A 19,184-nucleotide genomic window follows, 5' to 3' on the forward strand; every position below is an offset into this window, starting at 1 on the left:
CAGGCCGTTCACGGCCTTCTACGGTGGGGCCGTGCACCCCACCACGCCCTTCAACGCCCCCGCCGCGCGCCGTCTCCGCGAGGCGCTGGGAATGGCTCCCGGACATGTTGCGTACGGCCTCGGCGCCCAGTACGGACTGACCCTCACCGCTGAGACCGTCATGGCCTGGGAGCGTGGCACGGCCCAGCCCGGCGAACGCGAACTGAAGGCGCTGGCGGGTGTGCTGTGGTGTGCGCCCGACGAACTGCTGACCGCCGCGAGCACGTTGCGCGAGCACCGGCTGGCCCGGGACATCGCGGTGGAGGACCTGGCTCGGTCGCTCGGGATGACGGCCGCCGCGTACCAGCGGACCGAGGAGTCGGGCCGCTGGCGCGGCAACGAGCGCCAGGCCGTGGCACTCTGCGAGGCGCTGGACATGTCCGCGGCGCAGTTCCTGACGGCGACCGGCCGGAACGAGGAGCTGGCGGACCTGCTGAGCAGGGCCGTCACGACCCGCTGGCAGGCGTACGTACGGCCGGTGGACAAGCTCGTACCCCTGGACCGGGTCCTGGTCCAGAACGTGCTGGAGCAGCTGCACACCGACTACCAGGCCCTGATGCTCTCCACGTTGAGCTGGAACCCGACGGCCCGGGACCGGGCAGGGGCGGACGACGTGGGCCGGGAGTTCCTGGACCGGGTGGTCGAGGAGTTCTGGCGGACGGCGGGCATCTGAGCGAGGGGGCGACGACAGCGCCCCCACCGCCCACAGGTGCCCGCGCGGCTCAGAAGACCGACTCGGCCTCGTACATCCGGTCGCTGGGAACGGTCTTCAGCCGGGTCACGGCGTCCGCCAGCGGGGCCATCACGATCTCGGTCCCGCGCAGCGCCGTCATCCGCCCGAAGTCGCCGCGGTGCACGGCCTCCACGGCGTTCCAGCCGAAGCGGGTCGCGAGCACACGGTCGTACGCGGTCGGCGTGCCGCCGCGCTGCACATGGCCGAGGATGACCGGCCGGGCCTCCTTGCCGAGCCGCCGTTCCAGCTCGGCGGCCAGCCGGTTGCCGATGCCCTGGAAGCGCTCGTGGCCGAACTGGTCGATCTCGCCCTTGGCGTACGTCATGGACCCTTCGGCCGGGTGCGCGCCCTCGGCGACGCAGATGACGGCGAACTTCTTGCCGCGCGCGAAGCGTTCCTCGACCATCTTGACCAGGTCGTCGACCTGGAAGGGCCGCTCCGGCAGGCAGATGCCGTGGGCGCCGCCGGCCATGCCTGACTCCAGCGCGATCCAGCCCGCGTGGCGGCCCATGACCTCGACGACCATGACCCGCTGGTGCGATTCGGCGGTGGTCTTGAGGCGGTCTATGGCCTCGGTCGCGACACCGACGGCGGTGTCGAAGCCGAAGGTCCGGTCGGTGGCGGAGATGTCGTTGTCGATGGTCTTCGGGACACCGACGACGGGCATCCCGGCGTCGGACAGCATGCGGGCCGCGGTGAGCGTGCCCTCGCCGCCGATCGGGATGAGGGCGTCGATGCCGTAGCGGAGGGAGAGTTCCGCGCAGTTCTCGGCGGCCTCGCGCAGCCGGTCGCGCTCCAGGCGGGCCGAGCCGAGGATCGTGCCGCCGCGGGCCAGGATGCCGCTGACCGCGTTCAGGTCGAGGGGCCGGAAGTGGCCGTCGAGCAGCCCCTTGAAGCCGTCCTCGAAGCCGATGACCTCGTCGTCGTGGCCCACCACGGCCCGGTGCACGACCGACCGGATCACAGCGTTCAGGCCTGGGCAGTCGCCGCCTGCGGTGAGAATTCCGATGCGCATCCTGCTCTGTCTCCTGCTCGCTAGTGACATGCGTTCCGGGGGCCCGTCGAGAAACCCCCGTACCGTGAGCCACGACGATTGTCCCACGCCGAGCCGGGACCCCGCGCTCCCGGCTTCGGGACAGTGACCGACCGGGGCCCGGGAGCGGCCCGCGCCGGGGCTGTGCCCGGCGGGCGGCCCGCCTGCCCCGGTGGGTATCGTCAAAGGGGCAATGCCAGCCAAACAGGACGGGAGAACACGCGTGGCGCGCAGCGTGTACGTGACCGGGATCGACCGGGGAGACGGCCGGCAGGTCGTCGATCTGGGAGTCATGGAGCTACTGACGCGTCAGGTGGACCGGGTGGGCGTCTTCCGGCCGCTGATCCACGACGGTCCCGACCGGCTGTTCGAGCTCCTGCGGGCCCGTTACCGGCTCTCGCAGAGCCCGGAGACGGTCTTCGGTCTCGACTACCAGCAGGCCTCCGCAGTCCAGGCGGAGAAGGGTACGGACGAGCTGGTGTCCCTGCTCGTCGAGCGGTTCCACCGGGTGGCCCGCGACTACGAGGTGGTGCTGGTGCTCGGCAGCGACTTCGCCGCCACCCAGCTCCCCGACGAACTGGCCCTGAACGCGAGGCTCGCCAACGAGTTCGGCGCCTCGGTGATCGCGGTGGTAGGCGGCAAGGACCAGGACGCCGAGTCCGTGCGGGCCGAGACGCGCAACGCCTACCGGGCTTACGCCGGTCTCGGCTGCGACGTGCTGGCGATGATCGTGAACCGGGTGGCGTCCGGGGACCGCGCGGACATCGCCGACCGGCTGAAGGCACAGCTCCCGGTCCCCTGTTCCGTCCTGCCCGACGACCCCGCGCTCTCCGCGCCCACCGTCGCCCAGATCAACACCGCCCTCGGCGGAACGGTTCTGCTCGGCGACGACTCCGGCCTGGCCAGGGACGCGCTGGACTTCGTGTTCGGCGGCGCCATGCTGCCGAACCTCCTGAAGGCCCTGACCCCTGGCTGCATGGTCGTCACCCCCGGCGACCGCGCGGACCTGGTGGTCGGTTCGCTCGCCGCGCACAGCGCGGGCACGCCGCCCATCGCGGGTGTCCTGCTGACGCTGAACGAGCGCCCCGGCGAGGAGATACTCCGGCTGGCGGCCCGCCTCGCACCGGGCACCCCGGTCATCGCGGTGGCCGGCGGCTCGTTCCCCACCGCGGGCGAACTCTTCGCACTCGAAGGGAAGCTGAACGCGGCGACGCCTCGCAAGGCGGAGACCGCCCTCGGCCTCTTCGAGCGCCACGTGGACACCGGCGCCCTCCTGGAGCGCATCTCCGTGGCCCGCAGCGGCCGGGTCACCCCCATGATGTTCGAGCACGAACTGCTGGAACAGGCCCGCTCGAACCGGCGTCGGGTCGTCCTCCCCGAGGGCACCGAGGAGCGCGTCCTGCGCGCCGCCGACGTCCTGCTCCGCCGCGACGTCTGCGACCTGACCCTCCTCGGGGACACCGACGTCATCCGCAAGAAGGCCGCCGACCTGGGCATCGACCTGGGCGGGACCCAGCTCGTCGACCCGGGGACCTCCGAGCTGCGCCAGGGCTTCGCCGAGCGGTACGCGGCGCTGCGCGCGCACCGCGGCGTGACGGTCGAGCTGGCGTACGACGTCGTCTCCGACGTCAACTACTTCGGCACGCTGATGGTCCAGGAGGGCCTGGCCGACGGCATGGTCTCCGGCTCGGTGCACTCCACGGCGGCGACGATCCGCCCCGCCTTCGAGATCATCAAGACCAAGCCGGGCGCCTCGATCGTCTCCTCGGTCTTCTTCATGTGTCTGGCCGACAGGGTCCTGGTCTACGGCGACTGCGCGGTCAATCCGGACCCGGACGCCGAGCAGCTCGCGGACATCGCGGTGCAGTCGGCGGTCACCGCGTCCCGCTTCGGTGTGGACCCACGGATCGCGATGCTCTCGTACTCGACGGGCACCTCCGGCACGGGCGCCGACGTCGACAAGGTGCGCGAGGCCACGGAGCGGGTACGCGCCCTACGACCGGACCTGAGGGTCGAGGGGCCGATCCAGTACGACGCGGCGGTCGATCCGTCCGTCGCCGCGACCAAGCTTCCCGCGTCCGAGGTGGCGGGCCGGGCGACCGTGCTGGTCTTCCCGGACCTCAACACCGGCAACAACACCTACAAGGCCGTCCAGCGTTCGGCGGGCGCCGTCGCGGTCGGGCCGGTCATGCAGGGGCTGCGCAAGCCGGTCAACGACCTCTCGCGCGGCGCACTCGTGCAGGACATCGTGACCACCGTGGCCATCACAGCGATCCAGGCGCAGGACGAGGAGCAGACCGGATGACCCCCACGCACACCCCAGGCGGCCGGGCGAGCCGGGTGCTCGTCCTCAACTCGGGGTCCTCCTCGGTCAAGTACCAGCTCCTGGACATGCGGGACGGCGCACGGCTGGCGACCGGCCTGGTCGAGCGGATCGGCGAGGCGGACTCCCGGCTGGTGCACACGCCTCCGGAGGGCGGGGAGGCCCGCGAGCGGACCGGCAGGATCGCCGACCACGAGGAAGCCCTGCGGGCGGCGGCCGAGGAGCTCGCGGCCGACGGGCTCGGCCTGGACTCCCCCGACCTGGCGGCGATCGGGCACCGGGTGGTGCACGGCGGGCTGAAGTTCAGCGAGCCCACCGTGATCACCGACGAGGTGCTGAAGGAGATCGAGCGGCTCGTCCCGGTGGCCCCGCTGCACAATCCGGCGAACATCACCGGGATCCGCACGGCTCAGGCGCTGCGCCCGGACCTGCCGCAGGTCGCGGTCTTCGACACGGCGTTCCACACGACGATGCCGGAGCACGCGGCCCGGTACGCGATCGACGTCGAGACCGCCGACGCGCACCGCATCCGCCGCTACGGCTTCCACGGCACCTCGCACGCGTACGTGTCGCGCCGGACGGCCGAACTGCTGGGCCGTCCGGTGCCCGAGGTGAACGTGATCGTGCTGCACCTCGGCAACGGCGCCTCGGCCTCGGCCGTGGCGGGCGGCCGGTGCGTGGAGACCTCCATGGGGCTGACCCCCCTGGAGGGCCTGGTCATGGGCACGCGTTCGGGGGACATCGACCCCGCCGTCACCTTCCACCTGAAGCGGGTGGCGGGGATGTCGGCGGACGAGATCGATGTCCTGCTGAACAAGAGGAGCGGCCTGGTCGGCCTGTGCGGCGACAACGACATGCGGGAGATCAGGCGCCGGGTGGACGAGGGCGACGAGCGGGCCACGCTCGCGTTCGACATCTACGTCCACCGGCTGAAGAAGTACATCGGCGCCTATTCGGCGGTCCTCGGCCGGGTGGACGCGGTGGTGTTCACGGCGGGGGTCGGGGAGAACTCGGCCCCGGTGCGGGAGGCTGCGCTCGCGGGACTGGAAGGTTTCGGCCTGGCCGTGGACGCGGACCGCAACGCCGTACGGTCCCGCGAACCGCGGCTGATCTCGCCCGACGACGCACGGGTGGCGGTCGCCGTCGTACCTACGGACGAGGAGCTGGAGATCGCCGGTCAGACCTTCGCCCTGGTCGACAACTGAGCGGGCTCGCGCCCCTTTGTATCTTCCACCAGACGGAATATTCCGCAGTGAAACAAACCGATAGGATCCGCCCTATGCGCCGTTCCAAAATCGTCTGCACCCTCGGTCCCGCCGTCGACTCCCATGAGCAGCTCGTCGCTCTGATCGAGGCCGGCATGAGCGTGGCCCGTTTCAACTTCAGTCACGGTACCCACGAGGAGCACCAAGGCCGTTACGACCGGGTCCGCAAGGCCGCCGCCGAGACCGGCCGCGCGGTCGGTGTGCTCGCCGACCTCCAGGGCCCCAAGATCCGTCTCGGGAAGTTCGCCGAGGGACCCGTCGAGCTCATCCGCGGGGACGAGTTCGTCATCACCTCCGAGGACGTCCCCGGCGACAAGTCGATCTGCGGCACCACCTACAAGGGTCTGCCCGGCGACGTCACCAAGGGCGACCCGATCCTGATCAACGACGGCAACGTCGAGCTGAAGGTCGTCTCGGTCGACGGCCCCCGGGTCACCTCCATCGTCATCGAGGGCGGTGTCATCTCCGACCACAAGGGGATCAACCTCCCCGGTGCGGCGGTGAACGTTCCCGCGCTGTCGGAGAAGGACGTCGAGGACCTGCGGTTCGCCCTGCGGATGGGCTGCGACCTGGTCGCGCTGTCCTTCGTCCGGGACGCCGAGGACGTCAAGGACGTGCACAAGGTGATGGACGAGGAGGGCCGCCGGGTCCCCGTCATCGCCAAGGTCGAGAAGCCGCAGGCCGTCGAGCACATGGAGGGCGTCGTAGCCGCCTTCGACGGTGTGATGGTCGCCCGAGGTGACCTCGCCGTCGAGTATCCGCTCGAGAAGGTCCCGATGGTGCAGAAGCGCCTCGTCGAGCTGTGCCGCCGCAACGCCAAGCCGGTGATCGTGGCGACCCAGATGATGGAGTCGATGATCACCAACTCGCGGCCGACCCGCGCCGAGGCGTCCGACGTCGCCAACGCCATCCTGGACGGCGCGGACGCGGTCATGCTGTCTGCCGAGTCCTCCGTCGGCGCCTACCCGATCGAGACGGTCAAGACGATGTCGAAGATCGTCGTCGCCGCCGAGGAGGAGCTCCTCTCCAAGGGCCTCCAGCCGCTGGTGCCGGGCAAGAAGCCCCGTACGCAGGGTGGTTCGGTGGCCCGCGCGGCCTGCGAGATCGCGGACTTCCTGGACGGCAAGGCACTGGTGGCCTTCACCAAGTCCGGTGACACGGCCCGCCGTCTGTCCCGCTACCGCGTGGCGCAGCCGATCCTGGCCTTCACCACGGAGGAGTCCACCCGCAACCAGCTGGCGCTGAGCTGGGGCGTCGAGTCCTACGTCGTGCCGCACGTGGACAACACGGACGCCATGGTCGACCTGGTGGACGCGGAGCTGCTGAAGCTCAACCGCTACAACGACGGCGACACGATGGTCATCACGGCCGGCTCGCCCCCCGGTGTCCCCGGGACCACCAACATGGTCCGGGTGCACCACCTGAGCGGCGAGCGCGCCTGACCCGCCCCGCGGCAGACACGACCGTGGCCCGCACCCCCGTTCTCACGGGTGTGCGGGCCACGGTCGTCGTGCGGCTCCCGGACGGGTCCTGGTCACCGGTCAGGTGTTGCTGCCGGTGAAGTAGTTCTGCAGGCCGGGGATGGTGAGCGTGCCGCCGAACTGGCCGGCCTGGGTCACCGTCACGTCGGTGAAGAAGGCGAACGGGACGTTCAGTGGCGGAGGGGTCTCCGGGCTGAAGGTGATCGGGATGAGCCCGAAGAGGTTGCCCTCGAGCTTCTCCGTGTACATCGTCACCTCGCCGCCGCGGATCGTCGACGTGGAGCCGGCGCTCGCCTTGACGTGGCCGGTCGTCCCGGCCGGGCCCTTCGTCAGCTGGTGCAGGTCCCTGATGTCGATGGAACTGGCCGTGAACTTCAGGACCTTCTTGACGGCGCCGCTGTACGTCCTCACCTCGACGATGCCCGCGTAGTCGAGCCCGTTGAGCGTGAGCTTCGACGTCTCCAGCGTCCACGGGTCGTCCGGCAGCAGCGGGATGCCCTGCTCCAGCTCGGCCGCGGCGAGCGCCTCGGGGTCGGCGGTCGGGCAGGGGTAGCGCTCCTTGGCGCCGTCCGGGATGTCCTCGTCCTTCACGGGGTCGAGGCCCTTGACGTCGTCGTCGAGTTCCTCGACCTCCTCGCCGGCCTTCTCGGCCGCGTCGCGGATGGCGTCGGTGGTCTTGTCGACCGTGTCCTCCGCGGCCTCCGTCGCCTTCTCCACCGGATCGGTGGCGGCGGCGCTCTTCGACGGCTCCGGGCTCTCGGCGGTGGCTCCGGCGGACGGCTCGGCCGTCTCCTTGTCCGGTCCGTCGAAGAGGTCCTTGAGCGCGTCACCGACACCCAGTGGGTCGAGGGGGTTCTTCGACTCGGTGGGCGTGGGGGTGGCCGAGGGGGTGGCCTCGTCCCCGGAGTTCCCCGGGGGCACGTCCTCCCCGGAGGGGCTCGCGCCGGCGGAGGGCTTCGACGTCGCCGTTCCGTCGTCCTCGGCGCCATCGTCCTTGCCGGCGTCGTCCTTGCCCGCGTCCTCGGACGGCGTGGCGCTCGGGGTCGGCTCCGTCTCCGGCTCCTGCGATTCGGACGGCTCGTCGGAGCGCGTCACACAGGGCCCGGGGGCGAAGGGGATGTCCGAGTTGTCGTCGGCCATCGCCAGCTTGGGGGTGAGCCCCATGCCCACGAAGACGGCCGTCGGCATCGCGGCGAGCGCGAACGCCTTCTTGCCCGCGGGCATGTGCAGCTTCGTCAGGAGTGACTTCCTGGGCGCCGCGTGACGGGGCCCTCTTCGCTCCGGAAGATCCTCGGGCCGGACGTCGTTCGTCTGTCCGTCGTCACCCCTCACGATGCCTCCCAGCGTCGGCCTCCGTCGCCACCTCGAACAGCTTCCGCTTCCGCGGGGCCTCTGCGATGTCGTGGAATTCCTGACCGCGCTCCGGGGCCTCGGGGCGGGCCGCCTCCGGACCACCGGGCGCCGGCGCGCCCTCCGCCTCGCCCGGTGCCCAGGAGAGGGAGAGTGCTCCGCCGATGAGGGCGAGCAGGAAACCGATGACGAAGCCGCCGATATTGGCGACGGGAATGGAGATGAGTGCGAGCAGGATCGCGGCGACCCCTGCGAACACCCGCACGATGTGGTGGAACCACATCGTGAGGCCCAGCGTGACGAGCAGGACCCCGATGATCAACGACCCGGCACCGGCGGTGGTGGACATCGCGATCGTCATGTTTCCGAGGTGCATGTTCGCGTACGGGAAGTACGCGATGGGTAGACCACCCAGGATGGTGAACAGGCCCGCCCAGAACGGCCGGTTACCCCGCCAGGTGCGGAATCCCCGCCGGTGGACGGTGAGGTAGTGCTCGTTCTGCCCTGTGGACTCGGGGCTCATGGAAAACAGCTCCCTGGAACCGGTACTGCTGTGAGAAGAGAAGGGGTGGGCAGCCGGAGGCCCGCAGGGAGCGCTCCGGCCGCCCGGTCACGTGCCTCAGAAGCACTGCTCGTCGGTACCGCTGTGCAGCCGCAGCTTCAGGTTGCTGAGCTCGAAGGTGCCGGCCGTGGTCGCCCACGCCACCTGCTCCACATCGGTCAGGACCGCTTCCTCCGCACGCTGTGCGAAACCGTTCTTGTTGGCCTGGGTACCCGGCTGGATGCCGGTGGCACCGAGGTCACCGGCGGCGACGCCGATGTCGATGTTCTTGAACGCCGCGTCCGCGTCGAGCTGGGCGACGTCCAGGTACAGATTGGTCGCCCTGACCGGCTTATCCGGGTCGGTACCGGCCTCCAGCCTCAGCGTGACGCTGCCGAGGTCGAACGGGAGGTTCGGCGTGACCACCGACTGGCACATGTTGGTGATCGTGGCGCTGCTGAAGCCCGACACGGCCACCGGGTGGTGCTTGCCCGCCCCGGAAGCGACGTTCCCGTACTGGACGAAGTCCTTACCGACGAGACTGTCGGTGCTGACCTTGAAGCTCTGGCCGGAGACGCTGAACGACGCGGCGAGCGCACCCTGCGCGAGACCGACGCCGACGGCGGCGGTCGCGACGACGCTCGGCACCATGACCAGAGCGAAACGCTTCCATCTGGTACCACCGCGAACCTGCGAACTCATAAATTTCCTCCTTCTCGGACGTACATCTCCGGTACGGGCATCGTGCCCGTCCTGGGATGGGAGAAGTGCTACGTCCTCGGGAAGGAGAGCGCCCGGACCGGAGGCGCGTACCGCATCCGAATCACCGGCGATCACCCCCGAGCGACAACCACTGGCCGCACGTCTGCGCGGCCGGCTCGGACAGGCCCTGCCGAGGGCAGGAACCCCCCTGTCCGCGATCGGCGTCACTGCCGCCGACCACCCGGTGGGGAACCAACAGACCCACCTGCGCCGACTGGCCGTCGGGCCCGCGGGTATTGGACCGAGCGTGGCCGATCGTGGTCCATTCGCGGCTGTGACACAAGGGGGGTCGTTACCGACTAGTAACGACCCGATAACCAGGTGGCGACAGCGGGGCATCAACCGGCCACACAGGGTGGCACCAAAGGGACGCGGGAATGGCGGGATTACAGAGCGAAACCGGACAGACCCGTGCAGGCGCTTTACTGCGAGTAACAGGGCGCACTTTTATCAAGTTTTGGTAAAGCGAACGTGTTGATTGTCGTTCGCCCGTGAAAACGGCCGTGGTGCCCGGAGGGCTCCACGGCCGCGTTGTCACATCAGAACAAGACGCGCGCCAGGGCGGTCCTGGCCGCCGCGACCCGGGGGTCGTCGGGGCCGATCACCTCGAAGAGCTCCAGGAGCCGGACCCGGACCGCGTCGCGGTCGTCGCCGACATTGCGGCGGACCGTCTCGACGAGCCGCCCGAACGCGTCCTCGACATGGCCGCCCACGAGGTCCAGGTCGGCGGCGGCCATCTGCGCCACCGGCTGGGCCGGATTCTCCGCGGCCTCCTTGCGGACCTGCTGCGGATCCATGCCCGCGACGCGGCCCAGCAGTTCGGCCTGGGCCAGACCCAGCTTCGCCTCGGTGTTGACCGGGTCGTCGGCCAGGACGCCCTTGTACGCCTGGACCGCACCGGCGAAGTCGTTGGCGTCCAGCGCCTGCGCGGCGGCTTCCAGCTGCGCGTCGTACGGCCCCGCGGGGACCTCGGCGGGCTCGCTCTTCTCACCCGCGGATCCGGCGTCCGGGTCGACGGTGATCCCGGTGAGGCCGAAGCGCTCCTCGCCGACCTGGATCAGCTGGTCCAGGGTCTGGCGGATCTGGCTCTCGGGGGCCGCGCCCTGGAAGAGCGGGAGGGCCTGCCCGGCCACCACCGCGAAGACCGCGGGGATGCCCTGGATACCGAACTGCTGCATCAGCATCTGGTTGGCGTCGACATCGACCTTGGCCAGCACGAAGCGGCCGTTGTACTCGGCGGCGAGGCGCTCCAGCAGCGGACCGAGCTGCTTGCACGGCTCGCACCACTCGGCCCAGAAGTCGATGACGACCGGGACTTCGGTGGAGCGCTGGAGGACATCGGTCTCGAAGCCCGCCTCGTCGACGTCGATCACCAGGGAGGCAGGTGCCACGGCACCGGCGCCCCCCTGCCGGGCGGACTCCGCGCGGGCCTGCTCCGCCTTCGCCTTGGCGTCGCCGGCCGCCTTCACAGCGGCGAGGTCGACGACACCGCTCATGGACATGTTCCTAGGCTGCATACGTACATCCTCCCCCCTGCACCCACTGTTCCGGAAAGCGATCCGTGAACCGCTTCCGTCCACAGCCGCACCGGTGTGCGCGGCGGGCGGACGGAAACGGTCCCGGGGCCCTGAAAACCCCGTGCTCGGTACCGGGTCCCCACCCGGCGCCTGTGGCTGTCGATCGGTCGTCGCGCGACGAGGGACGAACCGTCTCTCCTTACGCTACGACCCGTAGCGTAACTGGCCGGACCCCCTGCGGGGCAAGAGCTTTCGGTGATCTGTCTCACGCGCTCCGGGGCCGGTCAGCGGTACTTACCGGCCGGTATGGTCGCCGCATGCTGAGCCGCAGCCCCACCGGACCCGCCCGTTCCGGACGTCCTCGCAGTGCCGAGGCCGATGCCGCGATCCTGGAGGCGACCCGTGCGTCGCTGGTCGACCTCGGCTGGTCGAAGCTGACCATGGGCGATGTGGCGACCCGGGCTGGGGTCGCCAAGACCACGCTCTACCGGCGCTGGGCCGGCAAGAACGAGCTGGTGGTGGACGCGGTCGCGGTCCTCTTCGACGAACTGGAGCTGCCCGACCTCGGCAGCCTCGCGGCCGACGTGCAGGCCGTGGTCCTCCAGTTCGCGGCCCTGCTGGAACGGCCGGAGACCAAGACGGCGTTGATGGCGGTGGTCGCCGAGTCGACCCGGGACGAGCCCCTGCGGGACCGCATACGCGATTCGATCGTGGCCCGGCAGAAGCACCTCGTGCTGCAGGGCCGGGAGCGCGCCCAGCGCCGGGGCGAACTGCCCGCCGAGCCGGACACGGTGGTGGCGGCCCGCACCGCCGACCTGATCTTCGACGTGATCGCCGGCGCCGTGGTGCACCGGACCCTGGTGAGCGCCGAGCCCGTCGACACCGACTGGGCCCGGCGCTTCACCCTGTTGCTGCTCTCGGGGCTGGGAGTGGCGTCCCCGCCCCGGCCCTGACGCCCCGCGGGTCAGAAGCCGGGCGGCTCCGTGTAGACGCCCCACTCCTCGCGCAGCACCCCGCAGATCTCGCCGAGGGTCGCCTCCGCCCGTACGGCCTCCAGCATCGGCCCGATCATGTTCGAGCCGTCGCGGGCGGCGGCCAGCATGGCGTCCAGCGCGTTTCGGACCTCCGCGTCCTCGCGGGCCCCCTTGCGCACGGCGAGCTCGCGCACCTGCTCGCGCTCGACCTCGTGGCTGACCCGGAGGATCTCCAGGTCCCCGGTGACGGACCCGTGGTGGACGTTGACACCGACGACCCGCTTCTCGCCCTTCTCCAGCGACTGCTGGTAGCGGAAGGCGGCCTCGGCCGTCTCGCCGGTGAACCAGCCGTCCTCGATGCCGCGCAGGATTCCGGAGGTCATCGGCCCGATGGGGTGCTTGCCGTCCGGGTGCGCCCGGGTGCCGCGCTCCCTGATCTGCTCGAAGATCTTCTCGGCGTCGGCCTCGATGCGGTCGGTGAGCTGTTCGACGTACCAGGAACCGCCCAGCGGGTCGGCGACGTTGGCGACGCCGGTCTCCTCCATGAGCACCTGCTGGGTGCGCAGCGCGATCTCCGCGGCCTGCGCGGAGGGGAGGGCGAGCGTCTCGTCCAGGGCGTTGGTGTGCAGGGAGTTGGTGCCGCCGAGGACCGCGGACAGCGCCTCCACCGCGGTGCGTACGACGTTGTTGTACGGCTGCTGGGCGGTGAGCGAGACACCGGCCGTCTGCGTGTGGAAGCGGAGCCACTGCGCCTTGTCGGTCTTCGCGCCGTAGGTCTCCTTCATCCAGCGGGCCCAGATCCGGCGGGCGGCACGGAATTTGGCGATCTCCTCGAAGAAGTCGAGGTGTGCGTCGAAGAAGAAGGAGAGCCCGGGGGCGAACGTGTCGACGTCCAGGCCGCGTGACAGTCCGAGCTCCACGTACCCGAAGCCGTCGGCGAGGGTGTAGGCGAGCTCCTGCGCGGCCGTGGAGCCGGCCTCGCGGATGTGGTAACCGGAGACCGAGAGCGGCTTGTAGGCGGGGATGTCGCGGGCGCAGTGCTCCATCAGGTCGCCGATCAGGCGCAGATGGGGTTCGGGCTGGAAGAGCCACTCCTTCTGCGCGATGTACTCCTTGAAGATGTCGGTCTGGAGCGTGCCGTTGAGCACGGCCGGGTCGACGCCCTGGCGCTCGGCGGCGACCAGGTACATGCAGAAGACGGGGACGGCGGGTCCGCTGATCGTCATGGAGGTGGTGACGTCGCCGAGCGGGATGCCCCGGAACAGGACCTCCATGTCGGCGGCCGAGTCGATGGCGACACCGCAGTGGCCGACCTCGCCGAGTGCGCGGGGGTCGTCGGAGTCGCGGCCCATCAGGGTCGGCATGTCGAAGGCGACGCTGAGCCCTCCGCCGCCGTTGGCCAGGATGGACTTGTACCGTTCGTTGGTCTGCTCGGCGTTGCCGAAGCCGGCGAACTGGCGGATGGTCCAGGTGCGACCCCGGTAGCCGGTGGCGTGGAGCCCCCGGGTGAAGGGGTACTCGCCGGGCCAGCCGATCCGCTCGAATCCCTCGTAGGTGTCGCCGGGACGCGGGCCGTAGACAGGCTCCACCGGGTCTCCGGAGAGTGTGGTGAAGTCGGCGTCGCGCTTGCGTGCCTTGTCGTAACGGGCCTGCCAGCGCCGGCGGCCTTCCTCGATCTCGTGAGCGTCCATGCCTCAAATTTACTAGGACGTCCTAGTAAATGTCGATGGCAAACCGCCCTGCGCATCGCGCGGGGCGGTGGGGGCGCCTCGGGTCAGGCCTTGACGGCCCGTGCGGTGCCGTCGGTGATAAGCGGCTCGACCTCCCGGACGACCTTGCGCTCCACGAAGAACGCGGCCGTCGGGATCGTGCCGGAGATCAGCACCCAGAGCAGCTTGCCGATCGGCCACTTCGCCTTGGAACCGAGGTCGAAGGCGAAGATCAGGTAGATGATGAACAGGACGCCGTGGAGCTGCGAGACCGCGAAGGTCAGGCTCTCACCGGTGTCGAATCCGTACTTGAAGACCATGCACACGCACAGGATCATCAACATGACGGCGGTGACGTAGGCCATCACCCGATAGCGGGTCAGCACGCTGCGTTTCATGGCATCGAGCCTAACCGGGGCACATGAGCGATCTTGCAGCGCCCCGGGCCCCGGTCACTTGTCGTCGAAGTCCTGGGCGGCCACCCGCAGCGGCCGGAGCATCGCGAAGATCTCGGCGCACTCCTCGTCGTCGTACGCCCCGAGCCCGAAGTCCATCGCCATCAGGTCCTGACTGGCCGCCTCGACGACCTCGCGGCCCTTGGCCGTGATGGAGGCGAGGGTCCCCCGGCCGTCGTTGGGGTTGGGGCGCTTGTCGACCAGCCCCGAGCGCACCAGCCGGTCCACCGTGTTCGTCACGGAGGTGGGGTGCACCATCAGGCGCTCCCCGATCTTGGACATCGGCAGCTCACCGGCCTGGGAGAAGGTGAGCAGGACCAGCGCCTCGTAACGGGCGAAGGTCAGCCCGTACGGTTTGACCACCGCGTCCACCTCGGCCAGCAGGATCTGCTGCGCGCGCATGATCGAGGTGATCGCACCCATGGAGGGCACCGGCCCCCAGCGCCGCTGCCAGAGTTCCTCGGCGCGGGCGATGGGATCGAAGGGGAGGCTGAGCGGCTTCGGCACGGAACGACCTTACCCATTGGTCACATGAGGGTCAGCCCTGTCTCGCCTTTCGGTACCAGACACGTGTTCTACGGCCCTCCATGGCCGGCAGAAGGCTGCGACCGGTGCCGAGCGCGCCCGGCCCTCCGCCGTTCCCGCGCGTACGCAGCGGCGTGAGGGAGGACCGCGCCGCGAGCGGCGCGAGGGCGATCACCAGAGCGAGCGCCGCCCAGCCACGGGCCGCCGGGTGCGTAAGGGCCGCCACGCAGCTCAGCACACCGAGCAGCCAGGTGAGCACGGCCACCGGCCGGTGGACGAGCAGCAGCGTGTAGCCGAGGAGCCGGCCGGGTGGCATCCGGAACAGCGCCTTCGCGTACTGCCGCAGCAGCGCCCCCCGGGGCGGTACCGCCGGAGCGGCGTACCCCTCGTGGGAGACCGTCACGTGCGGGACGCGGACGGAGCGCCAGTACCGGCCGGTCCGAGGGTCGCGGCGCCGGTGGATCTCCAGCCCGGTGGCGGTGTCGTCCTCGCCGGCGGAGTCGTGGAAGCCTCCGGCCCGGCGCAGCGCCGCGATCCGTACGACGCTGCCGGGACCGGCGAGAGCGGCCGCGCCGTAGCGGTTGCCCGCGCGCTGCGCCAGCGCGTGGACCTCGTCGTCCCCGCCGGGCCGCGGGCCGACGACGAAGGCCGTGTCCGGGTCCCGGAAGTAACCCGTCATCCGCTCCAGGAAGCCCGGCAGCGGGACGTGGCCGGTCTCCACGGAGGCGACGAGGTCGTACGCGTCACCGTGCTTGGCGACCCAGGCGTTGAGGTTGCCGTGCCTCGCCCCGGCCCGGTGCGGGCCCTCCGCCCGGTTCCACTCGGGCACCCCGAGGCGGGTGAAGTGGTGCACGCCCAGCTCGGCGCAGAGCATCCTGGCCTCCGGGTCGTCGCCCTCGTCGAGCAGCCAGACGTCCAGCGGTCCCGGATGCCGCATCCGTACGGCGCCCTCCAGGTTCACCCGCACCGAGGAGAGCGGCTCACCGCCGGGTGCGTACGTGGTGAGGAAGGCGACCCTGGTGCCGGACTCCGGAGCTCGGGGGCCCGGGTCCCTGGCCACCGCGACGGCGTGCACGGCCAGGGCGAGGCCGGCCGCCGCGGGCACGGCGAGCAGGCCGAGGGAGACCAGCGTCACGGAGTCGGCGAGGCCGAGCCACGCCTGGCCGGGACGCCCGGTCCGGTGCGCGGGCAGGACCAGGAGGAGCAGCAGCAGTCCGGCGAGCACGGGGGCGAGCGTCAGCGGGGAGACCGCTCGTATTCGGCGCCACCCGGCGCGGCCGGTACGTCCGGCACGGTGGACGTGGTCAGGTCTTTCCGACGGCATCGGGCCTCCAACGGTCGGATATGCCGGTGTCCCCACAGAAGGGGAGATCCGGCAGGGTGTCGACCGGGAAGGTCCGACCGGGCGGATTCCTTCCCCCGAACGGGACGAGCCCCCGACGCCGGAGGGCGTGGGGGGCTCGTGCGCGCGGGGTGGACGGGGTGTCAGCCCGCCAGGTGGCGCTCGACGGTCTCGACCTTGGAGGTCAGGCCGTCGGTGACGCCCGGCCGGATATCGGCCTTCAGCACCAGGGAGACCCGGCCGGCGCGGGCCTCGACAGCGGCGACGGCGCGCTTGACGACGTCCATGACCTCGTCCCACTCGCCTTCGAGGGAGGTGAACATCGCGTCGGTGCGGTTGGGCAGCCCGGACTCCCGGACGACCCTGACGGCGTCGGCGACGTACTCACCGACGTCCTCGCCGACGCCCACCGGGCTGACGGAGAAGGCGACGATCATGCGTCGACCGTCCCCTCGGCGCGAGCGCGGGCGGCGATGACGCCGTCGGCCTCGTACTTCTTGAGCAGCTTCTCGCCGTAGAGACCACCGAAGGGCACGACCGCGAGGAGGAAGAACAGGGCGACGCGCTTGAGGGGCCACTTGGCCTTGACCCACACGTCCAGCAGGAAGATCACGTAGATGGTGAAGAGCAGGCCGTGCAGCGCGCCGAGGGGCGGCATCAGGAAGTCGATGTCCGAGATCCTCATGAGGAGCGAGCCGAAGATCAGGAGCGCCGGGAAGGACAACGCCTCGGGAAGCGAGATGAGGCGCAGCCGGTGCAGGGCGGAAGCGGTCTTGATGTCCACGAGGGCACCTTCGGTGGGAGGGGCGTGTCGGCTTGTGAAAGCAGGCACAAGCACAGCCATTGTGGCATCGCCCGCAGGCCCCCCGGGCAGGGGGTCCGTGTCCGGTACCTGCCGCGCGTCTCCGCCCATATCAGGGTCGTTCCGGGGGGCGGATCGTCCGTGGGTCCCTGTGCGCCGGACTCCTCTGCGGCTAACGTCGCACCGTGGCGATGTTCCGACTTCAAGGCAGCAAGACGCTCGCCGTCGACCTGACGGGTGATGCCGTCAAGGCGAAGAACGGCGCGATGGTGGCGTACGACGGCCGGATGGCGTTCAAGAAGATGTCCGGCGGCGGTGAGGGCCTGCGCGGCATGGTGACCCGCCGGCTGACCGGCGAGCAGATGGACATGATGGAGGTGAAGGGGCAGGGCACCTGCTATTTCGCCGACCGGGCGAGCGAGATCAACCTCGTCTCGCTGCACGGCGAGACCCTGTACGTCGAGTCCAGCAATCTGCTGGCCACCGACGCCGGGCTGCGCACCGGGACCTCCTTCACGGGTCTCCGCGGCGGGGCGACCGGCAACGGCCTGTTCACCACGACCGTCGAGGGCACCGGCCAGGCGGCGATCATGTCCGACGGATCCGCCGTGGTGCTGCGGGTGACACCCCAGTACCCGCTGAACGTCGACCCCGGCGCGTACATCGCCCACCAGGGCAGGCTTCAGCAGCACTTCCAGTCCGGGGTGAACTTCCGGACGCTCATGGGCGAGGGCTCCGGCGAGTCCTTCCAGATCCGCTTCGAGGGCGAGGGCCTCGTCTACGTGCAGCCCAGCGAGCGGAACACCGTCGGGGGCGATGCCTGATGCCGTTCCGTGAGATCAACTCGAAGATGGTCGAGGCCGTGGTGAGCCCCGGCCGGACGATGTACAGCCAGCGCGGCGCGATGCTCGCGTACCGGGGCGACGTCTCGTTCACCCCGAACATCCAGGGCGGCCAGGGCGGCCTGGGGTCGATGATCGGCAGGCGGGTGGCGAACGAGGCGACCCCGCTGATGACGGTCGAGGGGAACGGCACGGTGATGTTCGGTCACGGGGGTCATCACATCCAGGTGATCGGCCTGGACGGTGACACCCTCTACGTGGAGGCCGACCGGCTGCTCGCCTTCGACGGGACGCTCCAGCAGGGCACCATGTTCATGGGCTCGCAGGGCGGGGTGATGGGCATGGTGCGCGGCCAGGTGACCGGCCAGGGCCTGTTCACGACGACGCTCACGGGTCACGGCGCGGTCGCCGTGATGGCGCACGGCGGGGTGATCGAGCTGCCGATCACGCCGGGGCGGCCGGTCCACGTGGACCCGCAGGCGTACGTCGCGCACCACGGGGACGTGACCAACAAGCTGTCCACCGCGCTCGGCTGGCGCGACATGGTGGGGCGCGGTTCCGGTGAGGCGTTCCAGCTGGAGCTCAGCGGCAGCGGAGCGGTCTACGTCCAGGCGTCGGAGGAGAAGCTGTGAGCACGCCGGTGGTCTTCGATCCGACGACGCTGCCGTCGGACGACAACGTCAACGCGTACACCTTCTGCGTGGAGCTCAAGGGGAGCCGGTGGTTCCTGCAGAAGGGCAAGATGATCGCCTATTACGGGCAGATCGACTTCAACGGCATCGGGCACGGCCGCTTCGAGCGGCTGATCCGCACGAGCTTCCACTCGCCGCTGCACGCGAGCGACTGGGTGGTGGCCGAGGGCAGCGGCAAGATGCTGCTCGCCGACCGGGCCTTCGACGTGAACTCCTTCGACCTGGAGGAGGGGAACCTGACGATCCGGTCCGGCAACCTGCTGGCGTACCAGCCGACGCTGGCGCTGAAGCAGTCCATCGTGCCGGGCTTCCTGACCCTGATCGGGACGGGGAAGTTCGTCGCCGCCTCCAACGGCCCGGTGGTCTTCATGGAGCCACCGCTCCGGGTGGACCCGCAGGCGCTGGTGGGCTGGGCGGACTGCCCCTCGCCCTGCCACCACTACGACCACGGCTACATGACGGGCGTGATGGGCGGGCTGCGCTCGCTGACCGGGATCGGCGGCACCTCGGGTGAGGAGCACCAGTTCGAGTTCGTCGGGGCGGGCACCGTACTGCTCCAGTCGACGGAGGCCGTGATGCCCGAGCAGGCGGCCGGTGCCGTCCCGCACGCGCCGGGCGTGCCGGGCGGCGGGCCAGGCAGCGGCGGTCAACACGGCTCCACACCCCGCATGCCCGGTCAGCTGGGGGACCTCCAGCGTCGCTTCGGGCTGTGAACGGTAGTCTGCGGAGTGTGACACCGCCTGGTGCGTGCGCGGTGTCACACCCCCAGACTTCGTCCGGCTTTCAACATCTTAGGTAG

19 protein-coding genes are annotated in these 19,184 nt (G+C 70.3%); 8 read left to right on the plus strand and 11 right to left on the minus strand.

Annotated elements, in window-relative coordinates:
- The first annotated feature begins 91 nt into the window (after positions 1-91).
- Entirely contained in the window at positions 92-712 is a 621-nt protein-coding gene (locus tag ABT001_RS11335) for a helix-turn-helix domain-containing protein (protein WP_351275621.1), read from the plus strand.
- A gap of 49 nt (positions 713-761) precedes the next feature.
- Here the strand turns inward: ABT001_RS11335 and ABT001_RS11340 are convergent, their stop codons facing one another.
- A complete protein-coding gene (locus ABT001_RS11340) occupies positions 762-1,787 on the minus strand; it encodes an ATP-dependent 6-phosphofructokinase (protein ID WP_351275436.1) in 1,026 nt (341 codons plus the stop codon).
- A gap of 241 nt (positions 1,788-2,028) precedes the next feature.
- On the opposite strand from ABT001_RS11340, the gene pta reads away from it, so the two are divergent.
- The 3 genes from pta to pyk all read left to right on the plus strand — a co-directional run bounded on the left by pta (position 2,029) and on the right by pyk (position 6,835).
- Complete coding sequence (pta, locus tag ABT001_RS11345; RefSeq protein ID WP_351275438.1) at positions 2,029-4,110, plus strand: phosphate acetyltransferase; 2,082 nt, start codon at positions 2,029-2,031, stop codon at positions 4,108-4,110.
- On the plus strand, positions 4,107-5,333 hold the full coding sequence (locus ABT001_RS11350; protein ID WP_351275440.1) for an acetate kinase: 1,227 nt from the start codon (positions 4,107-4,109) through the stop codon (positions 5,331-5,333). The genes pta and ABT001_RS11350 overlap by 4 nt, the downstream gene beginning before the upstream one ends.
- A gap of 74 nt (positions 5,334-5,407) precedes the next feature.
- The gene (gene pyk, locus ABT001_RS11355) at positions 5,408-6,835 is read left to right on the plus strand and encodes a pyruvate kinase (protein ID WP_351275442.1); all 1,428 of its coding nucleotides are present in this window, start codon (positions 5,408-5,410) and stop codon (positions 6,833-6,835) included.
- Between the two features lie 99 nt (positions 6,836-6,934).
- Here pyk and ABT001_RS11360 read toward each other — a convergent pair whose 3' ends face one another.
- From ABT001_RS11360 to ABT001_RS11375, 4 genes are all read right to left on the minus strand, one after another.
- On the minus strand, positions 6,935-8,206 hold the full coding sequence (locus ABT001_RS11360) for a prolipoprotein diacylglyceryl transferase (RefSeq protein WP_351275444.1): 1,272 nt from the start codon (positions 8,204-8,206) through the stop codon (positions 6,935-6,937).
- Positions 8,196-8,747 carry a DUF6114 domain-containing protein gene (locus ABT001_RS11365; protein WP_351275446.1) on the minus strand — a complete coding sequence of 184 codons (552 nt, stop codon included), beginning with the start codon at positions 8,745-8,747 and terminating at the stop codon, positions 8,196-8,198. Before ABT001_RS11365 ends, ABT001_RS11360 begins: the two co-directional genes overlap by 11 nt.
- Positions 8,748-8,843: 96 nt before the next feature.
- Positions 8,844-9,467, minus strand: a complete 624-nt coding sequence (locus ABT001_RS11370) for a DUF6230 family protein (protein WP_351275448.1) — start codon at positions 9,465-9,467, stop codon at positions 8,844-8,846.
- A 599-nt stretch (positions 9,468-10,066) separates the two neighbouring features.
- The gene (locus ABT001_RS11375) at positions 10,067-11,023 is read right to left on the minus strand and encodes a tetratricopeptide repeat protein (protein WP_351275450.1); all 957 of its coding nucleotides are present in this window, start codon (positions 11,021-11,023) and stop codon (positions 10,067-10,069) included.
- Between the two features lie 338 nt (positions 11,024-11,361).
- Between ABT001_RS11375 and ABT001_RS11380 the strand changes: the two genes are divergently transcribed.
- Positions 11,362-11,997 carry a TetR/AcrR family transcriptional regulator gene (locus ABT001_RS11380; protein WP_351275451.1) on the plus strand — a complete coding sequence of 212 codons (636 nt, stop codon included), beginning with the start codon at positions 11,362-11,364 and terminating at the stop codon, positions 11,995-11,997.
- 11 nt (positions 11,998-12,008) lie between these two features.
- On the opposite strand, the gene icmA is transcribed toward ABT001_RS11380, so the two are convergent.
- The 6 genes from icmA to ABT001_RS11410 all read right to left on the minus strand — a co-directional run bounded on the left by icmA (position 12,009) and on the right by ABT001_RS11410 (position 16,833).
- Positions 12,009-13,709, minus strand: a complete 1,701-nt coding sequence (gene icmA, locus ABT001_RS11385; RefSeq protein ID WP_351275453.1) for a coenzyme B12-dependent isobutyryl-CoA mutase large subunit — start codon at positions 13,707-13,709, stop codon at positions 12,009-12,011.
- Between the two features lie 83 nt (positions 13,710-13,792).
- Entirely contained in the window at positions 13,793-14,125 is a 333-nt protein-coding gene (locus ABT001_RS11390; RefSeq protein WP_351275455.1) for a DUF3817 domain-containing protein, read from the minus strand.
- A gap of 54 nt (positions 14,126-14,179) precedes the next feature.
- Positions 14,180-14,689 (minus strand): MarR family winged helix-turn-helix transcriptional regulator, encoded by a 510-nt coding sequence (locus tag ABT001_RS11395; protein WP_351275457.1) that lies wholly within the window; start codon positions 14,687-14,689, stop codon positions 14,180-14,182.
- Positions 14,690-14,720: 31 nt separating this feature from the next.
- Positions 14,721-16,031: a glycosyltransferase family protein gene (locus tag ABT001_RS11400; protein ID WP_351275459.1), complete on the minus strand. Its 1,311-nt coding sequence runs from the start codon at positions 16,029-16,031 to the stop codon at positions 14,721-14,723.
- A gap of 161 nt (positions 16,032-16,192) precedes the next feature.
- Complete coding sequence (locus ABT001_RS11405) at positions 16,193-16,486, minus strand: MTH1187 family thiamine-binding protein (RefSeq protein ID WP_351275461.1); 294 nt, start codon at positions 16,484-16,486, stop codon at positions 16,193-16,195.
- The gene (locus ABT001_RS11410; RefSeq protein WP_351275463.1) at positions 16,483-16,833 is read right to left on the minus strand and encodes a DUF3817 domain-containing protein; all 351 of its coding nucleotides are present in this window, start codon (positions 16,831-16,833) and stop codon (positions 16,483-16,485) included. Before ABT001_RS11410 ends, ABT001_RS11405 begins: the two co-directional genes overlap by 4 nt.
- Positions 16,834-17,042: 209 nt before the next feature.
- Here ABT001_RS11410 and ABT001_RS11415 point away from each other — a divergent pair, with 209 nt between their 5' ends.
- From ABT001_RS11415 to ABT001_RS11425, 3 genes are read left to right on the plus strand one after another with little or no spacing between them, the layout of a single operon-like run.
- Entirely contained in the window at positions 17,043-17,675 is a 633-nt protein-coding gene (locus ABT001_RS11415) for an AIM24 family protein (protein WP_351275623.1), read from the plus strand.
- Positions 17,675-18,325: an AIM24 family protein gene (locus ABT001_RS11420; protein WP_351275465.1), complete on the plus strand. Its 651-nt coding sequence runs from the start codon at positions 17,675-17,677 to the stop codon at positions 18,323-18,325. Before ABT001_RS11415 ends, ABT001_RS11420 begins: the two co-directional genes overlap by 1 nt.
- Positions 18,322-19,098, plus strand: coding sequence for an AIM24 family protein (locus ABT001_RS11425; protein WP_351275467.1), 777 nt, complete (start codon positions 18,322-18,324; stop codon positions 19,096-19,098). Before ABT001_RS11420 ends, ABT001_RS11425 begins: the two co-directional genes overlap by 4 nt.
- Positions 19,099-19,184 lie beyond the last annotated feature (86 nt).

Source organism: Streptomyces sp. NPDC002793 (genome assembly GCF_040295485.1).
Classification (GTDB): domain Bacteria; phylum Actinomycetota; class Actinomycetes; order Streptomycetales; family Streptomycetaceae; genus Streptomyces.

Bases quoted from the DNA above. Each gene is read 5' to 3' on its own strand.
- ABT001_RS11350 (WP_351275440.1), top strand. From the start codon at position 4,107: ATGACCCCCACGCACACCCCAGGCGGCCGGGCGAGCCGGGTGCTCGTC.
- ABT001_RS11415 (WP_351275623.1), top strand. From the start codon at position 17,043: ATGTTCCGACTTCAAGGCAGCAAGACGCTCGCCGTCGACCTGACGGGT.
- ABT001_RS11375 (WP_351275450.1), bottom strand. From the start codon at position 11,023: ATGAGCGGTGTCGTCGACCTCGCCGCTGTGAAGGCGGCCGGCGACGCC.
- ABT001_RS11365 (WP_351275446.1), bottom strand. From the start codon at position 8,747: ATGAGCCCCGAGTCCACAGGGCAGAACGAGCACTACCTCACCGTCCAC.
- ABT001_RS11335 (WP_351275621.1), top strand. From the start codon at position 92: ATGGCTCCCGGACATGTTGCGTACGGCCTCGGCGCCCAGTACGGACTG.
- ABT001_RS11405 (WP_351275461.1), bottom strand. From the start codon at position 16,486: ATGATCGTCGCCTTCTCCGTCAGCCCGGTGGGCGTCGGCGAGGACGTC.
- icmA (WP_351275453.1), bottom strand. From the start codon at position 13,709: ATGGACGCTCACGAGATCGAGGAAGGCCGCCGGCGCTGGCAGGCCCGT.
- ABT001_RS11390 (WP_351275455.1), bottom strand. From the start codon at position 14,125: ATGAAACGCAGCGTGCTGACCCGCTATCGGGTGATGGCCTACGTCACC.
- pyk (WP_351275442.1), top strand. From the start codon at position 5,408: ATGCGCCGTTCCAAAATCGTCTGCACCCTCGGTCCCGCCGTCGACTCC.
- ABT001_RS11420 (WP_351275465.1), top strand. From the start codon at position 17,675: ATGCCGTTCCGTGAGATCAACTCGAAGATGGTCGAGGCCGTGGTGAGC.
- ABT001_RS11370 (WP_351275448.1), bottom strand. From the start codon at position 9,467: ATGAGTTCGCAGGTTCGCGGTGGTACCAGATGGAAGCGTTTCGCTCTG.
- ABT001_RS11380 (WP_351275451.1), top strand. From the start codon at position 11,362: ATGCTGAGCCGCAGCCCCACCGGACCCGCCCGTTCCGGACGTCCTCGC.
- ABT001_RS11340 (WP_351275436.1), bottom strand. From the start codon at position 1,787: ATGCGCATCGGAATTCTCACCGCAGGCGGCGACTGCCCAGGCCTGAAC.
- ABT001_RS11400 (WP_351275459.1), bottom strand. From the start codon at position 16,031: ATGCCGTCGGAAAGACCTGACCACGTCCACCGTGCCGGACGTACCGGC.